Below are 22,063 nucleotides of genomic sequence, written 5' to 3' on the forward strand. Positions count from 1 at the left end.
ACCAAAAAATTAAAGATATTTAGCAATCAGTTTGTTGATTATTTCAGACAAACCCACAATAATAACTGTCAGCAAACCTGCCAGTATAACTAGCAATCCTACGAGCAGTAGTCCATTTAAACCAGCGTTGAGAAGATTATTAATTAGGAGATTTCTGAAAATAAAGACAACAAGTAAATTTGCGATGATAGCAATAACAATTAAATAAGTTTTTTCTAGAAGTGGGCGAGATTGAATAAAGACTAATCCTCCTAAAATTAGCAACCATAATCCAGAGCTAATCCAAGTAGTTCCGAGAAAACTGATAAGTGCGATCGCTAAAAATGAACTACCCGATCCAGCTATTATTGCTCCAGACAATAATCGACTGTTAGAGAATTGCGGTAGATATGGAGTTGATGTATGTTGATTGTATGGTTGCGATCTTGATGGTAGAGTAGGTGGGATAACTGTAGGAGCTGATGTATACCTTAGCGGTGGCAACTTCTTCAAGTCTTGTAAGACAGCCTGTGCAGATTGATAACGCTGTTCGTGATTTTCTTGTAGGGACTTATTAAGAATCATCTCTAATTCTTGACTTATGGGTTGCGTTAAATGCTGCCGCCAATTAGAAGTCCAACCATAGCCTTGTTTCATCCACAAACTCGAAGGAGATATATTAGTCATCAGATAAAAGCAAGTTATTCCTAAACTGTAAATATCACTGGAAAGAAAAACTTTACCTGCTTGCATTTGCTCAATCGGTGCATAACCTAATGAACCAATAATTGTCCCTATTGTAGTGTTTGTCGGTTCGGTATTTTGCTTTGCTACCCCAAAATCAATTAGTACTAATTTCCCATCATTTTGACGGCGGATAATGTTTTCTGGCTTAATATCTCGATGAATTACTTGTTGCTGATGTATATCTACCAGCACAGATAATAAATCATTTAAAAAATCTCGAATCTTGGCTTCATCAAAAACTCCCTGCTGTTTTAACTCTTGCAACAGATTTTGCCCTTCAATAAACTGCTGCACTAAATATAGATATTCAGCTTCCTTAAAATATGCATACAAATTGGGAATTTGCAGATGTTCTCCTAGTTCTTTAAGACGTTTGGCTTCGCGTTCAAACAACTCAGTCGCTTTTTTATGTGCCTGACTACCCTGACTGCCATAAAATTGACTTAGAACCAGCTGCTTAACAACACATCGTTCATTGAGCTTGTCTATATCTTCTGCGATATATGTGCGTGCAAATCCTCCTCTGCCTAATGGTGTGATGATTCGGTAACGATTTCTCAACAGCGATACCAACTCTGTGCCACAACTGAGGCAGAAATTTGCCCCGTCAGGATTTTTGGGATTGTCGCAATTAGGATTTAGGCAGCAGACCATATAATTATCGCTGTCATTTCATTAGTTTTTAGGATATACCTTAAATTCACTAGAGGCGTTACATTGTAAAGTCTCTACATAGATAATGACGTAGGCGTAGCCCGCACTTCGGCTCATTTCGACTACGCTCAAATCGAGCGACTTGCACTGAGCGGCGTCGAAGTGAGTCGAGATTCAGTGACCCTCGTAGACATCGTTTCTTGCTCTGCTAAACAATTGATCTAGCTCTACATTGTGATAATTCCGTGTAAGTTGAATATTTTTGTAGAGATACCCACCCCATTTTAGTCAATAAAAACCAGGCTTGGCGATCGCTTCTCTTTAATCCTAAACAGGAAACAACCTGACTTTTAGCAGCCAGGAACTTCATCTATTTTGGTCAAAGACGCACTTTTCACCAAAGCATTTCAATGACTAAATTCCTCTATGCGAATCAACCCTAATTTTCAAAAGTAATACTGCCCTTCCGGTAACACCTGTTTGTCACAGACGCTTTTTTTATGCAACCAATGCCGTAATTACCACATATCTCCATTGTGGGGTTTACAAAACTCCCCGCAATTGTGACGATTACGCTAGAATTATTAAAGGTTCTTTACAGAATTTGCCGATCGTTCCCAATTCTGTTAAAACAGCCTAGCATTCAAATGTAAATCTTATAAACACCCTCTAGAGTTCACCAAAAGCTTCTATGACGCTCCCAATTCGCAACGTCGCCATTATCGCCCACGTTGACCACGGCAAAACCACGCTGGTTGACGCACTCCTCAAACAATCCGGCATTTTCCGCGAAGGCGAAGACGTTCCGGATTGCGTTATGGACTCCAACGCCCTAGAACGGGAACGGGGTATTACTATCCTGTCCAAAAATACAGCAGTTCGCTACAAAGAAACACTAATTAATATTGTTGATACTCCTGGACACGCTGACTTTGGTGGTGAAGTCGAACGCGTACTCGGCATGGTTGATGGATGTCTTCTGATTGTCGATGCCAATGAAGGCCCTATGCCCCAAACCCGCTTTGTACTGAAAAAAGCTTTAGAAAAAGGGCTACGCCCCATCGTTGTAATCAACAAAATTGACCGTGGGCAAGCTGACCCCCACGTTGCTGTTGATAAAGTATTAGATCTGTTCTTAGAATTAGGGGCAGATGAAGATCAGTGTGATTTTCCTTATCTGTTTGCTTCTGGTATGGGAGGTTTTGCTAAGGAAACCTTGGAAGCCGAATCGGTAGACATGCAACCTCTGTTCAACGCGATTCTGAAACACGTTCCAGCACCAGTAGGCGATATCAACAAGCCTCTGCAATTGCAAGTCACAACCCTAGATTATTCTGAATATCTGGGACGGATTGTCATTGGCAGAATTCACAACGGTACTATCCGCTCAGGACAGCAAGCTGCTTTAGTTACAGAAGATGGCACTATTGTCAAGGGTAAAATTACCAAGTTGATGGGCTTTGAAGGACTCAAGCGCGTAGATATGCAAGAAGCGACGGCAGGTTATATTGTCGCGGTGGCTGGTTTCGCTGATGCTTATATTGGGGAAACGATTACTGACCCCAATGAACCGCAAGCTTTACCACTTATTAAAGTGGATGAACCAACCTTACAAATGACCTTCTGGGTGAATGATTCGCCTTTTGCAGGCCAAGAAGGTAAGTTGGTGACATCAAGACAAGTGCGCGATCGCCTTTTCCGCGAACTTGAAACCAACGTAGCTTTGCGTGTGGAAGAAACCGATTCTCCCGATAAATTCCTCGTTTCCGGTCGTGGCGAATTGCACTTGGGTATCTTAATCGAAACCATGCGCCGGGAAGGCTTCGAGTTTCAGGTATCTCAGCCACAGGTAATTTACCGTGAAGTTAATGGTCAACCTTGCGAACCTTACGAACTCTTGGTGTTGGACGTTCCTGCTGATGCTGTGGGTAGCTGTATCGAACGCTTGGGACAACGCAAAGGCGAAATGCAAGATATGCAACCAGGTAGTGGCGATCGCACCCAGCTAGAATTTGTCATTCCCGCCCGTGGCTTGATTGGTTTCCGGGGTGAATTCATGCGGATGACTCGTGGTGAAGGTATCATGAACCACAGTTTCTTAGACTACCGTCAACTCAGTGGCGATATTGAAGCCCGTAACAAAGGCGTTTTAATCTCCTTTGAAGAAGGCGTTTCTACCTTCTACGCCATGAAGAACGCCGAAGATAGAGGTTCATTCTTTATCACTCCTGGTACAAAGGTTTACAGAGGTATGATTGTAGGAGAACACAATCGTCCCCAAGATTTGGAACTAAATATCTGTAAGACCAAGCAGTTAACCAATCACCGCGCTGCTGGTGGCGATGAACTAGTACAACTGCAAGCACCCATAGACATGAGCCTAGAGCGTGCTTTGGAATACATTGGCCCCGATGAATTGGTGGAAGTTACACCCCAATCAATTCGTCTGCGGAAAATGTCGAAAAAGTTGGCGAAGCGGTAAGTAAAGCCATAACTTAATTAATTTAGAAAGCCCGCATTAGTGGGCTTTTTATTTTGTTATCTAGTGCATTTTGTTTAAATTATTCCGTATCAAATAGAAGTGCAATCTAAACTGCATTGACGTTATATGTGAAGTAATTTTAGGCATTCTATAAATAGAATTTGCTAATTAAAATTCTTGACAATATAACTTGTGATGCAGGGGTGCTGCTTTGTTTGGTAGATCGCACTCAGCCTCAGCACAATGCTTATAGAAATTGCAGTGATGCGTTTGGCAAAGCCTCTCGTCACAACCTGGTCATGCCTGACAGAAGCCATGTATCTTGCCTTGCATCGTGGCGCCTGGCAAATGCAAAAACAGTTAGGGCAGCTTCTTTTAGATAAACTGCTGACCGTTTATGAGATTCAGGAGAGTGATTAGGGACTAGGGAATTTTTTTAATTCTAGCCCCTAGCAGCTTACTTCACAAACTGAGGCATAATTTCGGCAGCAGTAAATATTCCATAGATGCCGCGTTGATGCAATTTTCTACCAGCTTTGAGATAGCCGAAAGCAGGACCGCAGACATTAGCTGCCATGCTGGTTTCATCTCCCAAGGTCAAGGTATGGGTGGAAATTTTACCTTCAAAGGTGCGTCCTGTTACTTTAACGTTGGTACTGAGGGGCTTTTTGGGATTGCGGGTATCGACTACACCACCAACTGTAACGCGATCGCGTCCCACTATTCCCGCTACTTCTAACATCACATCATCGGCGTGTTCCATATTTTCTAAGGTAAGCACACCATTAGTTTTATCTAGCAGTGCTTCTACTTCTGCGTCAGTCATCGCCCTAGCAATTTCCACTGTGTAACCAGGCATATGGCCGATATCTTCCCGAACAGTAGCGCGGTAAGCCTCCCAGTTGGCAATTCCCACCCCAAAAGTAATTTCTACTTTATGAATTTCGGCATAGCTTTGGGCAGCTATTGCAGCGGCGGCGGTTAACAGTCCAGGCGTAGCACCACAGCCTGTCATGTAAGTAATTCCCGCTGCTTGCAGTTCTTCTTTCATCGCCAGTAACTGTTCTACAGCACTGGTGCGCTTAATTGCATCCACTAGCACCCCGCGCCAACCGGATTCGATAAACTGCTTGGCAACAGAGGGAATAAAATCATTTGGTAAGTTGGGTAAAGCTAGAAAATATCCATCTACTGGTTGAGCTATTTCGATTAAATCTTGAATACTACGATTTGTTAAAGTACCAACTGGCTCTAAATAACCTACTGAACCTTGTGACTGGTAAGTGGCGATGCATTCTTCAGTATTTAAACCCTCAGCAGCGTAAGCGTAGCCTTTTTGATCTGCCACTGCGACTAAAATCATTTCGTGTTTCCCAGCAAGTAGCTTGGCCGCTGCTTGTCCTAATCCACCAAACCCCAGTACTCCGACGCGGATTGTTTTGTTCGCTTGTTCTGTATTCATAGTCAATTTTTTGAGTTGAGTTAAAAGCCATCAACTGAGATGCTGATGGCTATAAGCTAGCTATAGAGGTTAATTATCATTCATTATCCTGGGTTCTTACATTCCCAGTGTTGTTTTTTATCAGAAATTCTTGGTTGATGGCTTGGGCTGGAAATATTACTGGCAAAGCAGCTCACTGAGATATAGCAATCCGATTTGATTCTTGCATCACTCGTAGAAATAAGGGACTGGAGAAGGTGGGGTTCCCTCTGGGGATAAGGGGTAATGGGGACACTTCTCTGCGAGAGACTGTGCCAACGACAAGCTCAGTGCATCGCTGGGGACTGGGAAGAAGGAATAAAGGTGTGCTGAGTTTTGTTCAAAAATCAAATATGAGTCCTATAGAAACAATAAAACTGAGTGTGTTGTTATACAATTTCACGAAATTATTGATAAGCTAATCGTCATTCATTTTTCCCGAATGATTCCCTTGTAGTAAGGGCTTCAGCCTTGCTTTTATGCAACTAAAATGCCGATTAGCTTAGAAATAAATCACTATTATTGCTCCCCCTGCAAGAATCTGTATCAATCTTAAAGTGAAACGGTATGAGGGACTGACAAATAAAAAAATATCCCACTGCTCACAGTCAACACTTCGGCTCATTTCGGCTCATTTCGACTACGCTCAATGACCAACGCTCAAATCGAGCGACTTGCACTGAGCGGCGTCGAAGTGAGTCAAGATTCAGTGACCACACTCAGCAACTTTAAGCGGTTGTTTTTATTTCTTGGAGTTCCTTTAGTTTAGGGTTTCTTAGCCTCTAACAAAAATGGGTTTAGAAGTGCTTACGCTCCTCTAAACCCATTTTTGAGATCCCTGCTCCTAAAATTTAGCTGTGCAATTTAAGTTTAGGGAAGATTTTTTTTGTTTTTCTTCTGGAGTCCGAAAACACCCAAGCCTAATAATCCTAATGCTGCGGTTGTACTAGGTTCAGGTACTTTTTTCGGTTGAGGTGCAGGAGGTTGATAGTAAGGTGGCGCTGGCGTAGGTGCAGGTGCTGGCGCAGGTGCGGGTGCTGGCGCTGGCGCAGGTGCTGGCGCAGGTGCGGGTGCTGGCGCAGGTGCGGGTGCTGGCGCTGGCGCAGGTGCTGGTGCGGGTGCTGGCGCTGGCGCAGGTGCTGGTGCGGGTGCTGGTGCGGGTGCTGGTGCGGGTGCAGGTGCTGGTGCAGGTGCTGGCGCTGGCGCGGGTGCTGGCGCTGGCGCGGGTGCTGGCGCTGGCGCGGGTGCTGGCGCTGGCGCGGGTGCTGGCGCTGGCGCGGGTGCTGGCGCTGGCGCGGGTGCTGGCGCTGGCGCGGGTGCGGGTGCTGGCGCGGGTGCGGGTGCTGGTGCGGGTGCTGGCGCTGGCGCAGGTGCTGGTGCTGGTGCTGGCGCTGGCGCAGGTGCTGGCGCGGGTGCGGGTGCGGGTGCTGGCGCTGGCGCTGGCGCAGGTGCGGGTGCTGGCGCTGTGGCAGGTTTTATACTAGTTTCATCTAGTGATGTACCGTACTGAAAGCGGATATTGCCAATCTTAGTGATGTCAAAGTTGGAGTTTAGCCCTGATAGCAGAAAAGTAGCTGAACTTTGAACAAAAGTCCCCGAACTAACGGCTGGATTTGCGTCATTAGCGTAACCACTGATGATGCCGTAATTGAATTGTTGTCCACCACCACCTTGAAAAATGCCTAAGCCAGCTGTACCCAAACCGTAATGTTGGTCAATACCAGGAAGTCCTCCAGTATTACTCGTGTTTGGCAATTTCCATTCATTTAGAGCTAGAAGATCGACATTCTTTGTAGTGGTGGAACCTGCGCTTGAGGTTACTGTCGGAGCCAGAGCCGAAACTAGCGATAAGTTGTTTAGGGGAGAACCAGCATAGTCCCAGAAGACTGATGTCAGAACATCAGAAGGGTTTGAGATTCCTACAGAAGAATTGTTAGTCAGGGTTAGTGACAATAAACCATTGTCTAGGAAATTAAAGAGGACTGACGCTGCCAGAGGATCATTAGATTTGTCGTAGGTATTGGTTCCTGTTGCTGAAAAACTTATAGACCCCAAACTCTTGGGTGCTGGCGCAGGTGCAGGTGTTGGCGCAGGTGCTGGTACAGGTGCTGGTACAGGTGCTGGCGCAGGTGCTGGTACAGGTGCTGGCGCAGGTGCTGGTACAGGTGCTGGCGCAGGTGCTGGTACAGGTGCTGGCGCAGGTGCTGGTACAGGTGCTGGCGCAGGTGCTGGTACAGGTGCTGGCGCAGGTGCTGGTACAGGTGCTGGCGCAGGTGCTGGTACAGGTGCTGGCGCAGGTGCTGGCGCAGGTGCTGGTGTCGGTGTATTTTTGTTGCTGTTACTATTACCGTTGCCGTTACCATTGCCGTTACCGGCCTGTGCTTGAGGTATTTGTGATCCTAAAGCCAAGGTGAATGATAATAGACCACAGCTGATATAACCAACTATTTTTTTTGAATATGGTTGAGACATGTAAATCAAACCTCTTTGTCTTAAACAAGATATGGAAAAGCTTCCAAGATAATGATGTTTATACGAGCGTTATTGACATCATTCACTGATCCAAAATGGCACAAAAAAAAGAGACATACTACTGTTTATTTAAAGCTTCATCAAGAATTTAATAGCACAATAAATAAATGACTTATCTACGATTAATTTACAACGTTAAAGTGTTTATACTAGGAGAAACATTTTGATTAAATTACGTAATATTTCTAGTTTTAATTGGTAAACAAATCTTTACTTTAAACTTATAAATAAATTACTTAAGTAATTTTGATAGACTATTTATAATGCAATGAAAGATATTACCTAGAAAGTCGATTGACTATGAGTTTGCAATAAATTAGGGAAGGCGATCGCCTTCCCTAAAGTTAAAATATTCATTGTGGTAGTATACAGTGATTATACTTATTTTTATTATCTACGCACCCAGCCATTGATAGTAAATCGACTATCTGCAAAAGCTTGAGAGGGACAATTAACAGGCAGTACTTCGTGCATATAACGGCTGAGGAAGAATACAATGCTGTTGTTCAGAGGTTCGATTGTTTTGAATGTCTCAGCATTTACATATACGTTATTTTCGATTTTACTGTCGTATATCAGCAACTCGCCACCAGAAAATGATTTTGGTTCTTGATAAAAGTAATAAACGTATGTTAGTTCTCTAGTAGCAGTATCTGGACTCCCATTATCATTATGAATTTTGTAATAGTTACCATCATTATGTGCAGTTAGTTGGCTTTCAATTTGTGATACAGAAAAGGATGGTAAGTTTAATTTGCTTATGATATCAGGAATCATTGCTTGAATTCTCTTTAATATCAGTTCGGAAAATTCAGGGAATGAATAGACAACCATTGATTGGCGATAGTTAATATCCTTTGTGGAAGTATTACTTGGCAAAAAAACTGACTCTTTTTCCAGAACGTATTTGAGTAAGTCTTTGTGTTCTTGTGGTTTAAGAAAATTATCTATTTGTATATAATCAGAAGCCAAAATATAATCATTTTGCGGTTGTATTTTGTCTGATTGCTGTACAAAAATTGGGGGTTCTGTAACCACGCCTACAAGATGTTCGCTCGGAAAACACAAAACCGAGCGGCCTTCATTGATGGGAATTTGGAATAAATTCTCTAAATCAGATTCTTGTTTGTAGGCACGAGCTACAATTTTTGTTAAAAGACTATTCAGTAAAGGTGCATCTGATTTTAAATAAACGGTGTATTGATGTCCTCCAGTTAAAAGAAGCTGTACTTTGACATCTTTCGACTCAAATTGCTGTGAAGCCAATTGCATAAACCTTGTTTTCTATGTTGTTAATAACGGAGATAATTTTAAAAATTCTTCTGAAAGGCTTGATACAGTACTTATAAAATCAGTTAAGAATAAGTTCAGAGCTTAAAGTCTTATACACCTTTAGACTTTATTCACCAAATAAATGTAATCACTGTATCAGTTACAAACAGAAAAATACCATTAATCAATTGTTCTAGCACGTCTTTTGTAATATTGTCATTCAGCAAATTCCACATACCTCGATTAAGCATCAGTAATATTATGTCCGCTTGAATACTTATCATTTAGACTAACGCTGAGACAGGAGGAGGCAAAGACGAGGCAATACTGCTCGGTTAAGCAATTTTTAACTCGGAATTGGGTTTGGGGAAAAGGTTAAAGGGAAAAGGTTAAAGGTTTTTTCTTTCCCCTTTTCCCCTTAACCGACAAGTATTGAAAGACGAGGAGATTTCAATAAAAAATGCCGTATTTATGTTAAATAAGGCATTCTAAACTAGAAATTCAAAATTTCTTTCGGTATTTACCGAGAGTCAACCGCATATTCAATCAGCTGTGCAAGGCGCTGGCGTAGGGTTTCTAATCCCAACCGCTGACTTGCTGAAATAAATACTGCGAGGGGAAATTCTTCTCTAGCTAAAGCTAGTGTCTCACTGTTAGCTCGATCGATTTTGTTAAAAATAACCAGTGCTGGACCAGGAGTTATTGGCATTTGTGCCAATATTTCTCTGACTGAACGAATATGACGCAACCAAGCTGGGTGAGATAAATCGACTAAATGTAGCAGCGCATCGGCTTCTGTCACTTCCTCTAAGGTGGCACGGAAGGCATCCATTAAAGATGTAGGTAGTTCGTGTATGAACCCTACTGTATCTGTGATCAGAATTTCTTGAGGTTCATCACTTTCGCCATGAGGAATTACTAAGCGGCGGGTAGTAGGATCGAGAGTAGCAAATAGCTGATCGGCTGTATAAACTTCTGCGTTAGTCAGAGCATTTAACAGGGTAGATTTGCCAGCGTTGGTGTACCCAACCAAGGCTACTGAGGGAACTTCTTGATGCTGTCGTCGCTGTCGTAAACGCGAACGATGGGCTTGTAACTGGTTCACTTCTTTTTGCAGCCGGGAAATACGCTGCATAATGGCACGCCGTTCGGTTTCCAGTTTAGTTTCACCAGGACCACGAGTCCCAATACCACCACCTAATCGGGACATGGTACGACCTCTACCAGCCAGTCGAGGTTGCATATATTCTAACTGTGCTAGTTCTACTTGCAATTTACCAGCACGGGACTGAGCGCGTTGGGCAAAGATATCCAAAATTACTTCGGTGCGGTCAACTACGCGAACGCCAATTTGTGCTTCTAAATTGCGGACTTGAGAGGGTGAAAGGTCGCGGTCAAAGACGACGAGATTGACTCCTAATGTTTGGGCAGTTAGGGCAATTTCTTGCACCTTACCTTCGCCTACTACTGTTTGGGGATGAATGCGCGATCGCTTTTGTTGTATTGTCTGCAATACATCTCCCCCAGCCGTATCAACTAAACGGGCTAATTCTGCTAAGGTGTCTTGGAATTGTAAGGGAGTCATTTCACTAGTCATCAGCCCGACAATCAGGACGCGATCGTGGTCTGCATCTACTTCCTGAGCAATAAATTCTCGTTGGAATTCTGCTTCCAGATTTTCCACCAAGTCTACTAAATCTTGCTCAGCCAGATCGTCTAAACCAAGAGGTGGCGATATATTCCAAGCTGGGGATTGGCTTTGGCTCTGGTCAAAGTTCAATGCAGCAGGACTAGTAATCAAGGTGCGAGACTCTTGAGGTATTAGATGAGCTAGATAAGCTTCTTTGACATATCCAGTAGCACCACCTCCCCGCCGTGTAAATCCAGTCCCAGTGATGTTTAGTACTACTAGAGCATCTAAACGCTGTAGCGCCATAGCTGTCAGTGCCGCTTCATTGGGAGGTTCTGGCTTAAGATGGGTGGCAATACAACGAATACCGCTGAGTCGTTCCGCACCATAACGCGGCAATTCCATTGGTGGAATTTGCGTTTGACGCGGTGTACCTACGCCGACGCGAATCACTTGTCCGCGACGGTTGATGTAGGCGCATACAGGCTGATTGACTTCTGTGCTAATTGCTGCCAGCCGCTGGGAAAACTCAGACGTAGTGATGCGATCGCCTGGTATGCGCTGGTGATAAAGCCGCTGTAGTTGCTTCAGCTGGCTACTCTTTAGACCTTGGAGATTTCCAAAAATAGTCTCTATAGGCGTTTATGACCAGTTAAATGGCCCCCCGAATCCTGATTATCTTTATTTTACAACAGAGTTTAGGCTGCAAACTTTCTCCTATGAGTGCTGTTAGCGGTAGCGGGGCGTTTAGCCCGTGCTGAGTAAGAAAAAGAGTACTCAGTACTTTTGCAGTTGGGTTTTTGCCCCGCCCCTTGTGGGCGGTCTTTTAACTCAGTACTCAGAACTCAGCAATCTTCAATTAGTGATTGCATCGTTTAATCTACCCGTATAACCATAAGCAGCTTAGTATAGACTAAAAGCATTTTTTGAGGAAAATGGTAGAGAAAATCACAGCTGTGTTTAATGGCAAAGTGTTCTATCCTGCTGAACCGATCGCACTACCAACCAATACCCGTGTGCGAATTAGTATTGAAATTTTACCGCCTCATGAAGAACAAACGGCATCATTTCTGCAAACAGCGCGATCGCTCAACCTCGAAGGATCGCCTGACTGGTCTGCCAATATAGATAAATATTTATACGCTAAATAAACTTTTCATGCATTCTGAAGTCTTTCTAGATACATCATTTGCTATTGCCTTATCTGCACCAAGCGATCGCTTGCATGACCGTGCCTTACATCTGGCTAAAATGTTACAAGCAGCAGAAAGCCGTTTAGTGACAACACAAGCAGTCATGTTGGAAATTGGTAATGCCTTATCCCAACTACCTTATCGTCAGGCGGCGATCGTATTATTAAATTCTTTAGTAGCAGATTCTAAAGTAGAAATTGTCCCGCTTTCTCAGGAAATCTACGAACGGGCTTTTCAGCTTTATTGCGAACAAACTGAGAAAGAATGGGGATTTGTCGATTGCGTGTCTTTTATTGTGATGGAATATAGCGGAATCACTGAAGCATTAACTGCTGACGAGCATTTTCAACAAGCAGGTTTTCGAGCATTATTGCGAGAAAATTTGCCGTAAATTGGGGACTAATGATTCAGAAATTTAAAAGTGGCGAAGATTCTGATGAAGAAGCAGAAATAGAACCGATTCCGAAAAACCTCAATCCTGGTTAGCTCAGAATGGGGCAATTTATAACCTTTAGAAAAATAATGTAAGAGCGATCGCATTTAGACAAAGTTGAAACAATATGTCAAACTTCGACAGATTTTTGATAATTTCCCATTTCTGTAAATCTCATAAAACACCTCTGGCAATGTCCATCTATCCACAACGCTGGAATTTTAAACCTTCCACCGCAGTTAGGACATTCTGAAAGTGAATGTAATTTATGGCGACCGCACCCCTGCTTTACCTTCAACTGCCACTCAATTTTGTGACAAGGAGACTCAGTATAACAAGATGCACATAACCTTATTGGCTCAAGCTTCATCCCTACTTGAGCAGGAGGTAACATCTGCGTTAATCTATCCGCCTCAACTCCTACTACAGTAGTCAAAGCCTCCAACTGTCTTTGCGATCGCTGTCGAACTCACGTTATATTAAAGTAAGTAGCGATCGTATCTAAAAGATAGTTTTACATACTACTTGAGTGACAAATAATTTGTTAATTTCTGAAAATTTATGATTTTTCCAGGTTTCTGGTAATTGACAAGTAAATTGTCAAATATCTGGTATTTGACATCTAATTACTGAATAACAACTTAGATCGTTATAACTGTCTTAAATAGGAGAAACCTTGACTAATCCTTGCTATATCAGGGGTTTAGATATTTATAATATTGTGACAATATTTTGTTAAATTGACAAATAATTAGTTAATGTACAAAAGGTAACGAGCGCGGAGGGATTTGAACCCCCGACCCACAGAACCGGAATCTGGTTAAGAACGATATAACTAGCATTTTCTCAGTTTTCTCTGACTTCACTAGGCAAGTTGAGAGAAAGATGAGAGAAAATCATAAGCAAGTCACACCAAGCGATATAGCCAATCATCTCATAGGTTATGAACGTTTGCTAGACTTCTTTAAGGAAGCACAAAACCAAACACCTAAAGGAATAGGACTCAAAAAAGACAGTAAAGCTAGTGGTACTTATATCCTTCTACAATTCAAACTCGGTGATAAGCGTGTAGCTAAAGCGTGTAACTGCGCTTTTACGATGGATGGGATAGCTAACGCACTCAGAAAAGCTAAACAAGTTAGTGAAGCCTATCGTTATTGGTTTATATGCTTCTGTTTTAGGTATTAAAGTAAGTACAGCAGACTTTAACAACAAAGGTTTATATCATTTTAGACAGCAGCAAGTAGTTCATAATGGTTATCAATTTTGGATTAGCACCTATGATAATAAGGATTTGAGAAACATACAATTTTATTTCATTGAGTCAGAATTAAGACAAGCAGTAGGTAGAGCAAGACCTAATACTGAACCCGCTACGGTAAAACTGTTCAGTAACTACCCGTTGCCTGAAGCTTGTATTAATGATGAGGAAATAGAAGCAGGTCAATCAAAGCTGCAAATAAATAAGGATTTAGCAGCTAAAAAATTAATCAATTCTTTAGAAGAGTATCTGTTTGATTTCGATTTTGAGGAGACTGATAATATCCATAGGAGAGAGTTAGTAGTATCTAATTAAGTAATATTCAGGTTATTACAGGGAAGATATAAAAAGCGGTATTAAGGGTTTTTTAGAAAAGACTAAATACTTTTATACCTTGTAGATAGTACTTCCTTGTCCTGAGCAATTATCATCAATGTGCTGATATACTTCTAAGCATTTTTTATCATACACTTCGGCTGAGTAAGTTGAGAAACCTAGAGAATAATTACTGTTTTGAAATATTGACAATACCACTAGCTTCTAAATGGTAAAACAGGGTAATGAGCCTATCCCTTCTGTTTTCTTGAAACAAGCCATCATTAATACCTGCCCACAAACAACTAGGAAGATGTCCTCTTAGTGCAATAGTGTCAATATGATAATAACAATCGTCTGAATTACGCCAGAAGTAGTTACCATTCTCATTACGGGTTCTCCATCCTACTGATACTCCAAATTTATCTCGTATTTCACCATTAAATTCTTTAGTTCCACCTAAACTTTGATAGATTTCTTTTTGCACTGAAAACCCAAATTTTCCTTTACTGTAATTTAGCCAAAGCTTATCAATTGTATTTAAATCTATAGCTGGTATTTTAACAATTTGTTCGTTATTCAACTCTGTATATGCTCTAACATACTTCACGATATGAAGTATATAAAGTCTTTTATCATAATTATTAACTGCCAAACACATGAGTTTTGCTGTTTCTATATCAGCTTCTTTCCATTTATTTTCTGCTAATAGTTTCTTCAAATTACTATAATCTACACCCACAGATGATTCCATCAATGCTATAAATCTTTCATCATTTTTTAGGTTCTCAAAGCTCGGACTAACTTTTATTATTTCTTGGGACTTTTCTGGATTTAATGTTATGGCTTCTTTTAGATTTTCTAGAGCAAGTTCTGAATCACCCATACATATTATACAGGCAGCTTTCTGTATAAAACACTGATATATATAAGGACTAGAAGAATAAATTGATATAGCTGTATCACAAACTTTAATTGCTTCTTGGTATCTCTCTAATTTATTGAGAGAAAAACTTTTTTCACTTAAAATATTAAAAGTATTATAACCTTGAGAAATAGCATTATCACATAGTAAAAGGACAGGTTCATATTGTTGATAAAATTGTAAAATCCTTATTTTGTTTTCCAAAGCAATTATAAATTCATTATTAATTTTAAGAGATTGTTCCAAGGCATTAATTGCTTCTTCAGGCTTACCTAATAACTCTAAAGCATAACCTTTATTAAGCCAAGCTACGTAATGATGAGGATTTAAGTTGATGGCTGTATCGTAAAAATTAATAGCTTCTATAATATTTTTATTATCTAGATAATTGTTTCCTTGTCTATTAACTTCTTCCGATTTTAGAAAATATTGATATTCAATAAGGTTTGTTTTATATAAACTATTAATTAACTTAGAAATATCCTCATAACAATTTTGGAATAAAATTTTGAATTCCTCATCTAGTTTTGTTTTCGCTATATCATATTTATTAATAATCTCTTCCATTCTCTTTTGTTCCTTATTACCGGCAAACCACCCTCCAACTGCACCACCAATTACACCCCCTAATCCTGGTATAATAAGATTACCAATTACACCCCCTACAATTACTTCTGTAAATTTTATTCTTCCTGTAAGACCATCTACGGCTCCTTCTACGGCTCCTTTAAAGAAGGCTTTTAACTCGTTTGTTTCTTCAGGAAAATTAAAATTTAAAACTTCCTGTATAGCTTTTTCCATCTGTTTAATTGCATTTTTTAGATTAGAAAACCTATAACTTGAAATATCATAAAATATTCTTTCTACTTGGTTTATATCTAAAGTGATACAGAACATATCTTCTAATGTTTTTACAATTTGCTTTTCTATTTGCCTTATGGACAGCTTGATATCTTCTTCTAGAGTAGAAATATTAAACGCATTCACTATCCCATGAATTGTATTTTCTTCTTCTTCAGCTTTGAACCTAACTGATAGAGGTTCATATATTCTATTTTGTAGAAATTCATAATATAGATAGTTTGATAACTTGACATAATCTATATTTTCAATTTGTCTAAGGCTTACATTTATAATATCTTTAACTTCAGTCTCATTAATTGAGACTAAAGCTAAAGATTCTACTGTTTTTTCTGAGTTGTTAGTTAATAAATTATAGTTAATTTCTTGATGCCATACTGGAAAGTCTTCATTAGTTTGTTTGCCGTATACTATTAATTTATTAATAGATTCGATGGCTAATAGTTCCAATTCATTAATTAGTATTGGAACTATTAATTGTTGATTTATAGCTTCTTCTGCTTCTAGCATTACTCGCAAGCAACTATCTTTTAAATTTACTTTGGCTATAATGCCTTGATTTTTTAAGCACTGATTTATCACAATAGTTATTGATTGAATATCACCAGATTTAGCCATTTTCAATAGTTCTTGTCCTGGTGCTTCTACTAAATCAAATAATTCATGCCAATCAAAAAATACTTCTCCCGGTCGTTTTCCATAAACTTTAATAGTTTTGATTGCAGTAGCACCCAAGTGTTTGAAAGACTTACGGAAGTATTCAACTATAATGTGTTGTGGCGGCAATTGAATTGCTTCTATAAGAATTTGTAAGCAGTTATCTTTTAAATCAACTTGAGCAATGATACCTTTAGGCTCTAGTTGTTTGTTTATTATAGTTGCAATAGCTTTTGGATTACCTTGTGTAGCAAGTTGCAGTATATTAGGTTCTGGTTGCGACATAAACACCTATTTTTTAAGTTAGATTTTGCCTTACATCTTATTTTTCCCAGTTGCAGTCGTTAAATAACGCATGGAAAGTATAAATTAGACATTTTCTAACAGTTATGTCTTCTTATTAATTAGGAGTCCCGTTTCCTTTAGATTCCCTAGCAAGCATAAAAAGTTGGATAAAAATATACTGAAGTATGTAAGGTATGCAACTTTTTGCACACTAAAGTACATACAAATATAGGTGATAGTACTTTACCGCAGAGACAGCACCATTATGAAATAAACTTGATTCACAAAATATTAAAAAAGTCAAGTTTGGTATTAATTATATTAAAAATTTTCTAGCAAGTTCTTAGGAATTATTAGAGATAGGTTTTATAAATAGCTTATAACCAAAAATTATATTACTAAGTCTGACATATAACTTTTCTGTATTGCAGCTATCCGTCGCAATTCTGTCTCATAGGGTAGATTGGTTTTATCCCGTGAGAGAAAACTGAGAGAAAATGACCTCTCGATTTTGTGGTTAGTCTTGTAAAGGTAACGAGCGCGGAGGGATTTGAACCCCCGACCCACAGAACCGGAATCTGTTGCTCTATCCACTGAGCCACGCGCCCTCATTAATAGAAATAATAGCACGTTTGCGATGGAATTTGCCGATCAATTGCCGATCGCTTAAAGATAATCGATGGGGTTGACCGGTGTACCATTGCGACGAACTTCAAAGTGGAGGTGAGGCCCAGTTGAGAAACCTGTGGAACCAACAGCACCGATAGCTTGTCCACGTTCAACTGTTTGTCCCTCAGATACATACAACTCGCTGGTATGTCCATAGAGTGTAGTTATGCCATTACCGTGATCGATAATTACAGCTCTCCCATAACCACCATACCAGCCAGCAAAAATTACTGTGCCCGAATCGGCTGCTCGAATTTTACTACCATAGCTGGCTGCAAAATCTAACCCGGCATGAAAGCGACGATAGCCAAGAATAGGGTGTATCCGCCAGCCAAAGGGACTGCTAGTAGGAGCATCGCTAGGATATGCCATTACACCAGTTCCCCGAATGATGATACTTGTTCGGCTGTTGGTTTTTGTTTGCGCTTCAACTCTGGCTCTAGATTCTGCAACCTTTTGCTGAATCAAGATTTCGAGATTTTTCGATTCCCTTTCTAGCTGATTTTGGGCGGCTTCCAAGGCGAGGCGATCGCTATTAAGCCGTTGAATCAATTCTGATTGTGATTGCGCTTGGGTTTGATAATCGGCTTTTTGTGCCAGCAGTTGCTCACGAATCAAAGCAATTTCGTTTTTTTGTTGTTCTACGTCTGTTTTTTGTTTATTTATCAGCTTTGCTTGGGCGTTGAGTTTTACCAAAATTTTTTGGTCTGCTTGATACACTAACTTCAACTGATGACGACGGCTGATAAAGTCGCTGATATTTTGACTTTCGAGCAAAACTGCCCATCCAACAGAAGTAGGCGATCGCTGGAGATACCGCAATCGTGCTACTGTTGCTACTTGACGGTCTTCATAGGAACGTTCCGCCGCAGCTAAATCAGTTTCCAACTGTTGCAGGCGTTGAGTAGCGAGTTGTAATCGTGATTCGCTCTCTTGAATATAGCTATCTGTGGTTTGGACATTTTGCTTTAAACCAGTCAGGTGTTTTTGCGCCTCTTGCTGGATATTTGTTAAGCGATCGCGATCGTTAACCACACTCTGATGCTGCTGGTTCATTTGTTGCTGCTGTTGTCGCAGAGTATCAATAGACTCTGTAGAGTTTGCAGTTAGTGGAATTAAAGCCAAACAAACCCAACAAATACAGCAAAATACAGTACATAAACCATAAAAAATCTGCTTTTTTCCTAGAAATCGCGTTCTCATAGTGTGAAGCCCAAGCATAACGATGCTTTCAAACACTATGAGGATTATTCCCAAAATCTGATTCACCCACTCCAACACTATGTATAAAATTGGTCTGCCAAGTTCTAACACAAAGATTCCAGCTATGTCAGCATTGAGCAACTAACATACACAAAAAAATTCTTCTAATTACCTTAGTGTTTCAAGACTTGACGTGGTGTGATTTTCCAATTTTTAGAGATATTGGAATGCAATGTCTCTGCAAACGCGATCGTTAGTCCTTGAATTTCTGCTTTTTCTACTTACTAAGTTTGACGTTTGACAATAGATGTTGAGTCTATTAATATCTATTTGTTCAACATAACTAACGCTCTTCTAATAAACAGAAATATTTCTTTACAATCCATTACGAGCGATCGTAAACAGCTTTTATTACTCTCGTCAGATGAAATTTAAAATAATTATGTCTAATTCATTGAATAAAGGTTTTGTCAATCCTGATTTAGATATATTTTATTCTGAGTTGAGGTTGGTATACGACTCATATCTGATTTTGGAACAACAAGTAAAGTAATCAGACAAAATTAATTACATAAGTTTATCCAAATTATTTTAGGATGTTTTCAACAGAGACAACGGACCATTCCTAATCCCTAACATATTCAAACGATGACTAAGGCGACTAGAAATAGTTAAGTATTATCGGATATTTTGCCAGGTATATATAATAGAATGAATTAAACTTTCATCCAATTTATTTAATTCTTCTAGTTGTGCAGTTTTCTCTTGATATACATGAGGTAACGATTATCCTCCTACTGGTAAATTTGCAAAATTGGGATGCTCCCTACTTACCTGAGAAAATAAAACAACAATATATTATATTAAAATATGTTAGTTTTTTTGATTCCCATCAAAAGTCCTAAAATAGCAACATCATGGACAGAATTATCCAAGATGTTTGAAAGATGTCTACGCTCAGTCTGTAATCAAACTTCCTCAAAATTTCAGGTTATTGTAATCTGCCATGAAATACCCGACATTAATTTTCATCATCCCCAAGTAAAATATATCAAAGTTGATTTTCCTATTCCTGGCTCAACCTTATCTGAAAAGATGGTTGATAAAAGAAAGAAACTTGCTGTTGGACTCTTGGCGGCTAGAGAACTAAAGCCAACACATATAATGCCAGTAGATGCTGATGATTGCATCAGCAAAAGAATAGCAAGTTATGTTGCTGAAAATCCAGAAAGTAATGGTTGGTATATAGACATTGGCTATGAGTATGAAGAAGGAAGCAGCAAAATTATAGTTCACAAAAAACAATTTTATAGATTGTGTGGAACGTCGAATATCATCAATTACCGCTTGTTTAGTTTGCCTGAAAAAGTAGTGGGCGATGAGCCTTTGACTGGGCATGACGATTTTCTAGAAGGACATCCACTTGCTAAGAGATATTTAGCAGCGCAAGGAACACCTCTTGAGCCATTACCTTTTCCAGGGGCTATTTATATTAAAGATAAAATACGTGAGGGTACTTGTATGCAAGAATCACTATTTACTACATTAAAGCGTAATCCGAAACAAGCTTTACGAGGTATAAAAAAAACTGTTTTAGCTCCGTTTATACAACGGAAACTTACAGATGAAATTCGTGCTGAATTAAATCTATACCCTTTAAGTAAGTACAGTCAGCGAAAAAAAGTGATTATATAAAGAATAGATGGGGATGAAGGAGACAAATCAATTCAAAATTCAAGCATTTTAGAACTCCTGTCTCCTCTTGCCAATGCCTCATGCCCCATCACCATTAATTATTAGCTTTCCAGCTTGCCAAGTCAGTTAAAGAGCGATCGCGATAACGTCCATAACGCTCTTGTTTACTTTTGATTTTCGCACCCAGTTCCGGAAAAATGCCAAAATTGGGCGGCATTGGTTGGAAATGCTTCGGTGAAGCAGAACTAATAAATTCAAATAGCGCCCCCATCATTGTTGTTGGTGGTAAAGCCAAAGTTTCTTTACCCAAAGCTAGCCGCGCTGCATTAATTCCCGCCAAGCAGCCACCCGCAGCCGCAGCCGTATAGCCTTCAGTACCAATCAATTGTCCAGCGGCTAATAATGTCGATCGCTCTTTAAATTGCAAAGTCGGATACATCAATTGAGGGGCATTAATAAAAGTGTTGCGGTGCATCACTCCCAGCCTCACAAATTCAGCTTTTTCCAAACTTGGAATTAACTGAAATATGCGCTTTTGCTCGCCCCAACGCATATTAGTTTGAAATCCTACCATATTCCACAGTTGACCGGCTTTATCTTCTTGTCGCAACTGCACCACAGCATAAGGACGTTCTCCGGTGCGAGTATCTGATAATCCCACTGGCTTGAGGGGGCCGTAGCGCATGGTATCTTCCCCCCGATGTGCTAGTTCTTCAATGGGTAGACAGGCTTCAAAAAATTTTGCCGTTTCCCGTTCAAAACCTTTGAGTTCTATTTGTTCAGCTTTGCAGAGTTCTTCCCGAAAGTGCAAATACTGCTCTTTATTCATTGGACAGTTGAGATAAGCGGCTTCACCTTTGTCATAGCGTGATGCCATAAAAGCAACGTCACGGTTAATAGATTCTCCCACAATAATCGGACTAGCAGCATCAAAAAAGCTGAGGTATTCCATACCGGTAAAGCGGCGCAAATCTTCTGCTAAATCAGGGCTGGTTAAAGGGCCAGTCGCCAAAACCACAATTCCCTCAGGAACCGCAGACACTTCACCCCGGCGGAACTCAATTAAAGGATGATGTGCTAAAGTTTGAGTCAAGTCTTGGCCAAATTGTCCCCGATCTACAGCTAGCGCACCCCCCGCAGGGACAGCGTGTTCATCAGCTTTTGAGATGACAATCGAACCAAGTTGGCGTAATTCTTCGTGCAATAATCCAGCGGCGCGATCGCTTGCCATTGCCCCAAAGGAATTACTACAGACTAATTCTGCCAAATGTTCTGTATGATGAGCAGGACTAAAGCGTTTTGGCCGCATTTCATGGAGAATTACCGGCACTCCAGCTTGGGCTATTTGCCAAGCGGCTTCTGTCCCAGCTAGTCCACCTCCAATTACTTGTATCGGTTGTGTTTCCATAGTTAAATTTTTAATTCCCATATCATAAGTATCACAGAAGTAAAATTAAATAGAGATAAACTCATCCTTCTGTAAAGACCATCAAAGTCTACAATTAAATTCTTGACTTAATTCGGTTTAAATGTTCTGTGATTAGAGAAATAAAATCAAGATAATCAGTCATCTATGTAAGAATCTGCTGTAAATTTAAAACAAAACCAAGGAGAACATCTTCACCCGATAAACTTGTCGGAGATTGTAAAACTTCCGGTGCGTGATTGGGGCGATAAATGATTACTTGTGGTTCTTCAGTACATAATATGCTTAACTAATAGGTTAAATGCCAATTTAACAAGCATCTAACTCGGAAATTATCAGGTTCTTCAGCACTTGTTATGCTAAA

General features: G+C 40.2%; 17 protein-coding genes, 1 tRNA gene and 1 pseudogene. 8 read left to right on the forward strand and 11 right to left on the reverse strand.

Annotated elements, in window-relative coordinates:
• Positions 1-9: 9 nt before the first annotated feature.
• Positions 10-1,380 carry a protein kinase gene (locus tag ACFG4S_RS01860; RefSeq protein WP_392533205.1) on the reverse strand — a complete coding sequence of 457 codons (1,371 nt, stop codon included), beginning with the start codon at positions 1,378-1,380 and terminating at the stop codon, positions 10-12.
• Between the two features lie 691 nt (positions 1,381-2,071).
• On the opposite strand from ACFG4S_RS01860, the gene typA reads away from it, so the two are divergent.
• Together typA and ACFG4S_RS01870 are read left to right on the forward strand one after the other, a co-directional pair.
• Positions 2,072-3,862 carry a translational GTPase TypA gene (gene typA, locus ACFG4S_RS01865; protein WP_392533206.1) on the forward strand — a complete coding sequence of 597 codons (1,791 nt, stop codon included), beginning with the start codon at positions 2,072-2,074 and terminating at the stop codon, positions 3,860-3,862.
• 243 nt (positions 3,863-4,105) lie between these two features.
• Positions 4,106-4,282 (forward strand): hypothetical protein, encoded by a 177-nt coding sequence (locus tag ACFG4S_RS01870; RefSeq protein ID WP_392533207.1) that lies wholly within the window; start codon positions 4,106-4,108, stop codon positions 4,280-4,282.
• A 37-nt stretch (positions 4,283-4,319) separates the two neighbouring features.
• On the opposite strand, the gene ACFG4S_RS01875 is transcribed toward ACFG4S_RS01870, so the two are convergent.
• Both ACFG4S_RS01875 and ACFG4S_RS01880 read right to left on the reverse strand, forming a co-directional pair.
• Positions 4,320-5,324, reverse strand: a complete 1,005-nt coding sequence (locus ACFG4S_RS01875; protein ID WP_392533208.1) for a saccharopine dehydrogenase-like oxidoreductase — start codon at positions 5,322-5,324, stop codon at positions 4,320-4,322.
• Positions 5,325-6,212: 888 nt separating this feature from the next.
• Positions 6,213-7,397 carry an XDD4 family exosortase-dependent surface protein gene (locus tag ACFG4S_RS01880; protein WP_392533209.1) on the reverse strand — a complete coding sequence of 395 codons (1,185 nt, stop codon included), beginning with the start codon at positions 7,395-7,397 and terminating at the stop codon, positions 6,213-6,215.
• On the opposite strand from ACFG4S_RS01880, the gene ACFG4S_RS01885 reads away from it, so the two are divergent.
• Positions 7,363-7,728: a hypothetical protein gene (locus ACFG4S_RS01885; RefSeq protein WP_392533210.1), complete on the forward strand. Its 366-nt coding sequence runs from the start codon at positions 7,363-7,365 to the stop codon at positions 7,726-7,728. The genes ACFG4S_RS01880 and ACFG4S_RS01885 overlap by 35 nt on opposite strands.
• Positions 7,729-8,264: 536 nt before the next feature.
• On the opposite strand, the gene ACFG4S_RS01890 is transcribed toward ACFG4S_RS01885, so the two are convergent.
• Together ACFG4S_RS01890 and hflX are read right to left on the reverse strand one after the other, a co-directional pair.
• Positions 8,265-9,146, reverse strand: coding sequence for a 2OG-Fe(II) oxygenase (locus ACFG4S_RS01890; RefSeq protein WP_392533211.1), 882 nt, complete (start codon positions 9,144-9,146; stop codon positions 8,265-8,267).
• Between the two features lie 520 nt (positions 9,147-9,666).
• Complete coding sequence (hflX, locus tag ACFG4S_RS01895) at positions 9,667-11,412, reverse strand: GTPase HflX (RefSeq protein ID WP_392536146.1); 1,746 nt, start codon at positions 11,410-11,412, stop codon at positions 9,667-9,669.
• A 299-nt stretch (positions 11,413-11,711) separates the two neighbouring features.
• Between hflX and ACFG4S_RS01900 the strand changes: the two genes are divergently transcribed.
• Positions 11,712-11,927 carry a hypothetical protein gene (locus ACFG4S_RS01900; protein WP_392533212.1) on the forward strand — a complete coding sequence of 72 codons (216 nt, stop codon included), beginning with the start codon at positions 11,712-11,714 and terminating at the stop codon, positions 11,925-11,927.
• A 7-nt stretch (positions 11,928-11,934) separates the two neighbouring features.
• Entirely contained in the window at positions 11,935-12,360 is a 426-nt protein-coding gene (locus ACFG4S_RS01905; RefSeq protein ID WP_392533213.1) for a type II toxin-antitoxin system VapC family toxin, read from the forward strand.
• Between the two features lie 172 nt (positions 12,361-12,532).
• On the opposite strand, the gene ACFG4S_RS01910 is transcribed toward ACFG4S_RS01905, so the two are convergent.
• On the reverse strand, positions 12,533-12,838 hold the full coding sequence (locus ACFG4S_RS01910) for a hypothetical protein (protein WP_392533214.1): 306 nt from the start codon (positions 12,836-12,838) through the stop codon (positions 12,533-12,535).
• A 449-nt stretch (positions 12,839-13,287) separates the two neighbouring features.
• Here ACFG4S_RS01910 and ACFG4S_RS01915 point away from each other — a divergent pair, with 449 nt between their 5' ends.
• Together ACFG4S_RS01915 and ACFG4S_RS01920 are read left to right on the forward strand one after the other, a co-directional pair.
• The gene (locus ACFG4S_RS01915; RefSeq protein WP_392533215.1) at positions 13,288-13,590 is read left to right on the forward strand and encodes a hypothetical protein; all 303 of its coding nucleotides are present in this window, start codon (positions 13,288-13,290) and stop codon (positions 13,588-13,590) included.
• A complete protein-coding gene (locus ACFG4S_RS01920) occupies positions 13,544-13,978 on the forward strand; it encodes a hypothetical protein (protein WP_392533216.1) in 435 nt (144 codons plus the stop codon). Before ACFG4S_RS01915 ends, ACFG4S_RS01920 begins: the two co-directional genes overlap by 47 nt.
• A gap of 190 nt (positions 13,979-14,168) precedes the next feature.
• Here ACFG4S_RS01920 and ACFG4S_RS01925 read toward each other — a convergent pair whose 3' ends face one another.
• The 3 genes from ACFG4S_RS01925 to ACFG4S_RS01935 form a co-directional block, all read right to left on the reverse strand.
• Complete coding sequence (locus ACFG4S_RS01925) at positions 14,169-16,706, reverse strand: GUN4 domain-containing protein (RefSeq protein WP_392533217.1); 2,538 nt, start codon at positions 16,704-16,706, stop codon at positions 14,169-14,171.
• Positions 16,707-17,241: 535 nt separating this feature from the next.
• Positions 17,242-17,314: transfer RNA gene (locus tag ACFG4S_RS01930), tRNA-Arg, on the reverse strand.
• Between the two features lie 58 nt (positions 17,315-17,372).
• Positions 17,373-18,578, reverse strand: a complete 1,206-nt coding sequence (locus ACFG4S_RS01935; RefSeq protein ID WP_392533218.1) for a murein hydrolase activator EnvC family protein — start codon at positions 18,576-18,578, stop codon at positions 17,373-17,375.
• A gap of 870 nt (positions 18,579-19,448) precedes the next feature.
• Here ACFG4S_RS01935 and ACFG4S_RS01940 point away from each other — a divergent pair.
• Positions 19,449-20,273, forward strand: coding sequence for a glycosyltransferase family A protein (locus ACFG4S_RS01940; protein ID WP_392533219.1), 825 nt, complete (start codon positions 19,449-19,451; stop codon positions 20,271-20,273).
• A gap of 94 nt (positions 20,274-20,367) precedes the next feature.
• Here ACFG4S_RS01940 and trmFO read toward each other — a convergent pair whose 3' ends face one another.
• Positions 20,368-21,681, reverse strand: coding sequence for an FADH(2)-oxidizing methylenetetrahydrofolate--tRNA-(uracil(54)-C(5))-methyltransferase TrmFO (gene trmFO / locus ACFG4S_RS01945; RefSeq protein WP_392533220.1), 1,314 nt, complete (start codon positions 21,679-21,681; stop codon positions 20,368-20,370).
• 163 nt (positions 21,682-21,844) lie between these two features.
• A pseudogene (locus ACFG4S_RS01950) lies at positions 21,845-21,958 on the reverse strand (Uma2 family endonuclease); the annotation flags it as partial.
• Positions 21,959-22,063: the final 105 nt, after the last annotated feature.

It is taken from the genome of Nostoc sp. C117 (assembly GCF_043099735.1).
Classification (GTDB): Bacteria; Cyanobacteriota; Cyanobacteriia; order Cyanobacteriales; family Nostocaceae; genus Nostoc.

What these genes read in the sequence shown, in the direction of transcription:
- trmFO (WP_392533220.1), bottom strand. Translation starts at nt 21,681, where the DNA reads ATGGAAACACAACCGATACAAGTAATTGGAGGTGGACTAGCTGGGACA.
- ACFG4S_RS01935 (WP_392533218.1), bottom strand. Translation starts at nt 18,578, where the DNA reads ATGAGAACGCGATTTCTAGGAAAAAAGCAGATTTTTTATGGTTTATGT.
- ACFG4S_RS01870 (WP_392533207.1), top strand. Translation starts at nt 4,106, where the DNA reads ATGCTTATAGAAATTGCAGTGATGCGTTTGGCAAAGCCTCTCGTCACA.
- typA (WP_392533206.1), top strand. Translation starts at nt 2,072, where the DNA reads ATGACGCTCCCAATTCGCAACGTCGCCATTATCGCCCACGTTGACCAC.
- ACFG4S_RS01925 (WP_392533217.1), bottom strand. Translation starts at nt 16,706, where the DNA reads ATGTCGCAACCAGAACCTAATATACTGCAACTTGCTACACAAGGTAAT.
- ACFG4S_RS01900 (WP_392533212.1), top strand. Translation starts at nt 11,712, where the DNA reads ATGGTAGAGAAAATCACAGCTGTGTTTAATGGCAAAGTGTTCTATCCT.
- ACFG4S_RS01940 (WP_392533219.1), top strand. Translation starts at nt 19,449, where the DNA reads ATGTTAGTTTTTTTGATTCCCATCAAAAGTCCTAAAATAGCAACATCA.
- ACFG4S_RS01905 (WP_392533213.1), top strand. Translation starts at nt 11,935, where the DNA reads ATGCATTCTGAAGTCTTTCTAGATACATCATTTGCTATTGCCTTATCT.
- ACFG4S_RS01890 (WP_392533211.1), bottom strand. Translation starts at nt 9,146, where the DNA reads ATGCAATTGGCTTCACAGCAATTTGAGTCGAAAGATGTCAAAGTACAG.
- ACFG4S_RS01915 (WP_392533215.1), top strand. Translation starts at nt 13,288, where the DNA reads ATGAGAGAAAATCATAAGCAAGTCACACCAAGCGATATAGCCAATCAT.
- ACFG4S_RS01860 (WP_392533205.1), bottom strand. Translation starts at nt 1,380, where the DNA reads ATGGTCTGCTGCCTAAATCCTAATTGCGACAATCCCAAAAATCCTGAC.
- ACFG4S_RS01875 (WP_392533208.1), bottom strand. Translation starts at nt 5,324, where the DNA reads ATGAATACAGAACAAGCGAACAAAACAATCCGCGTCGGAGTACTGGGG.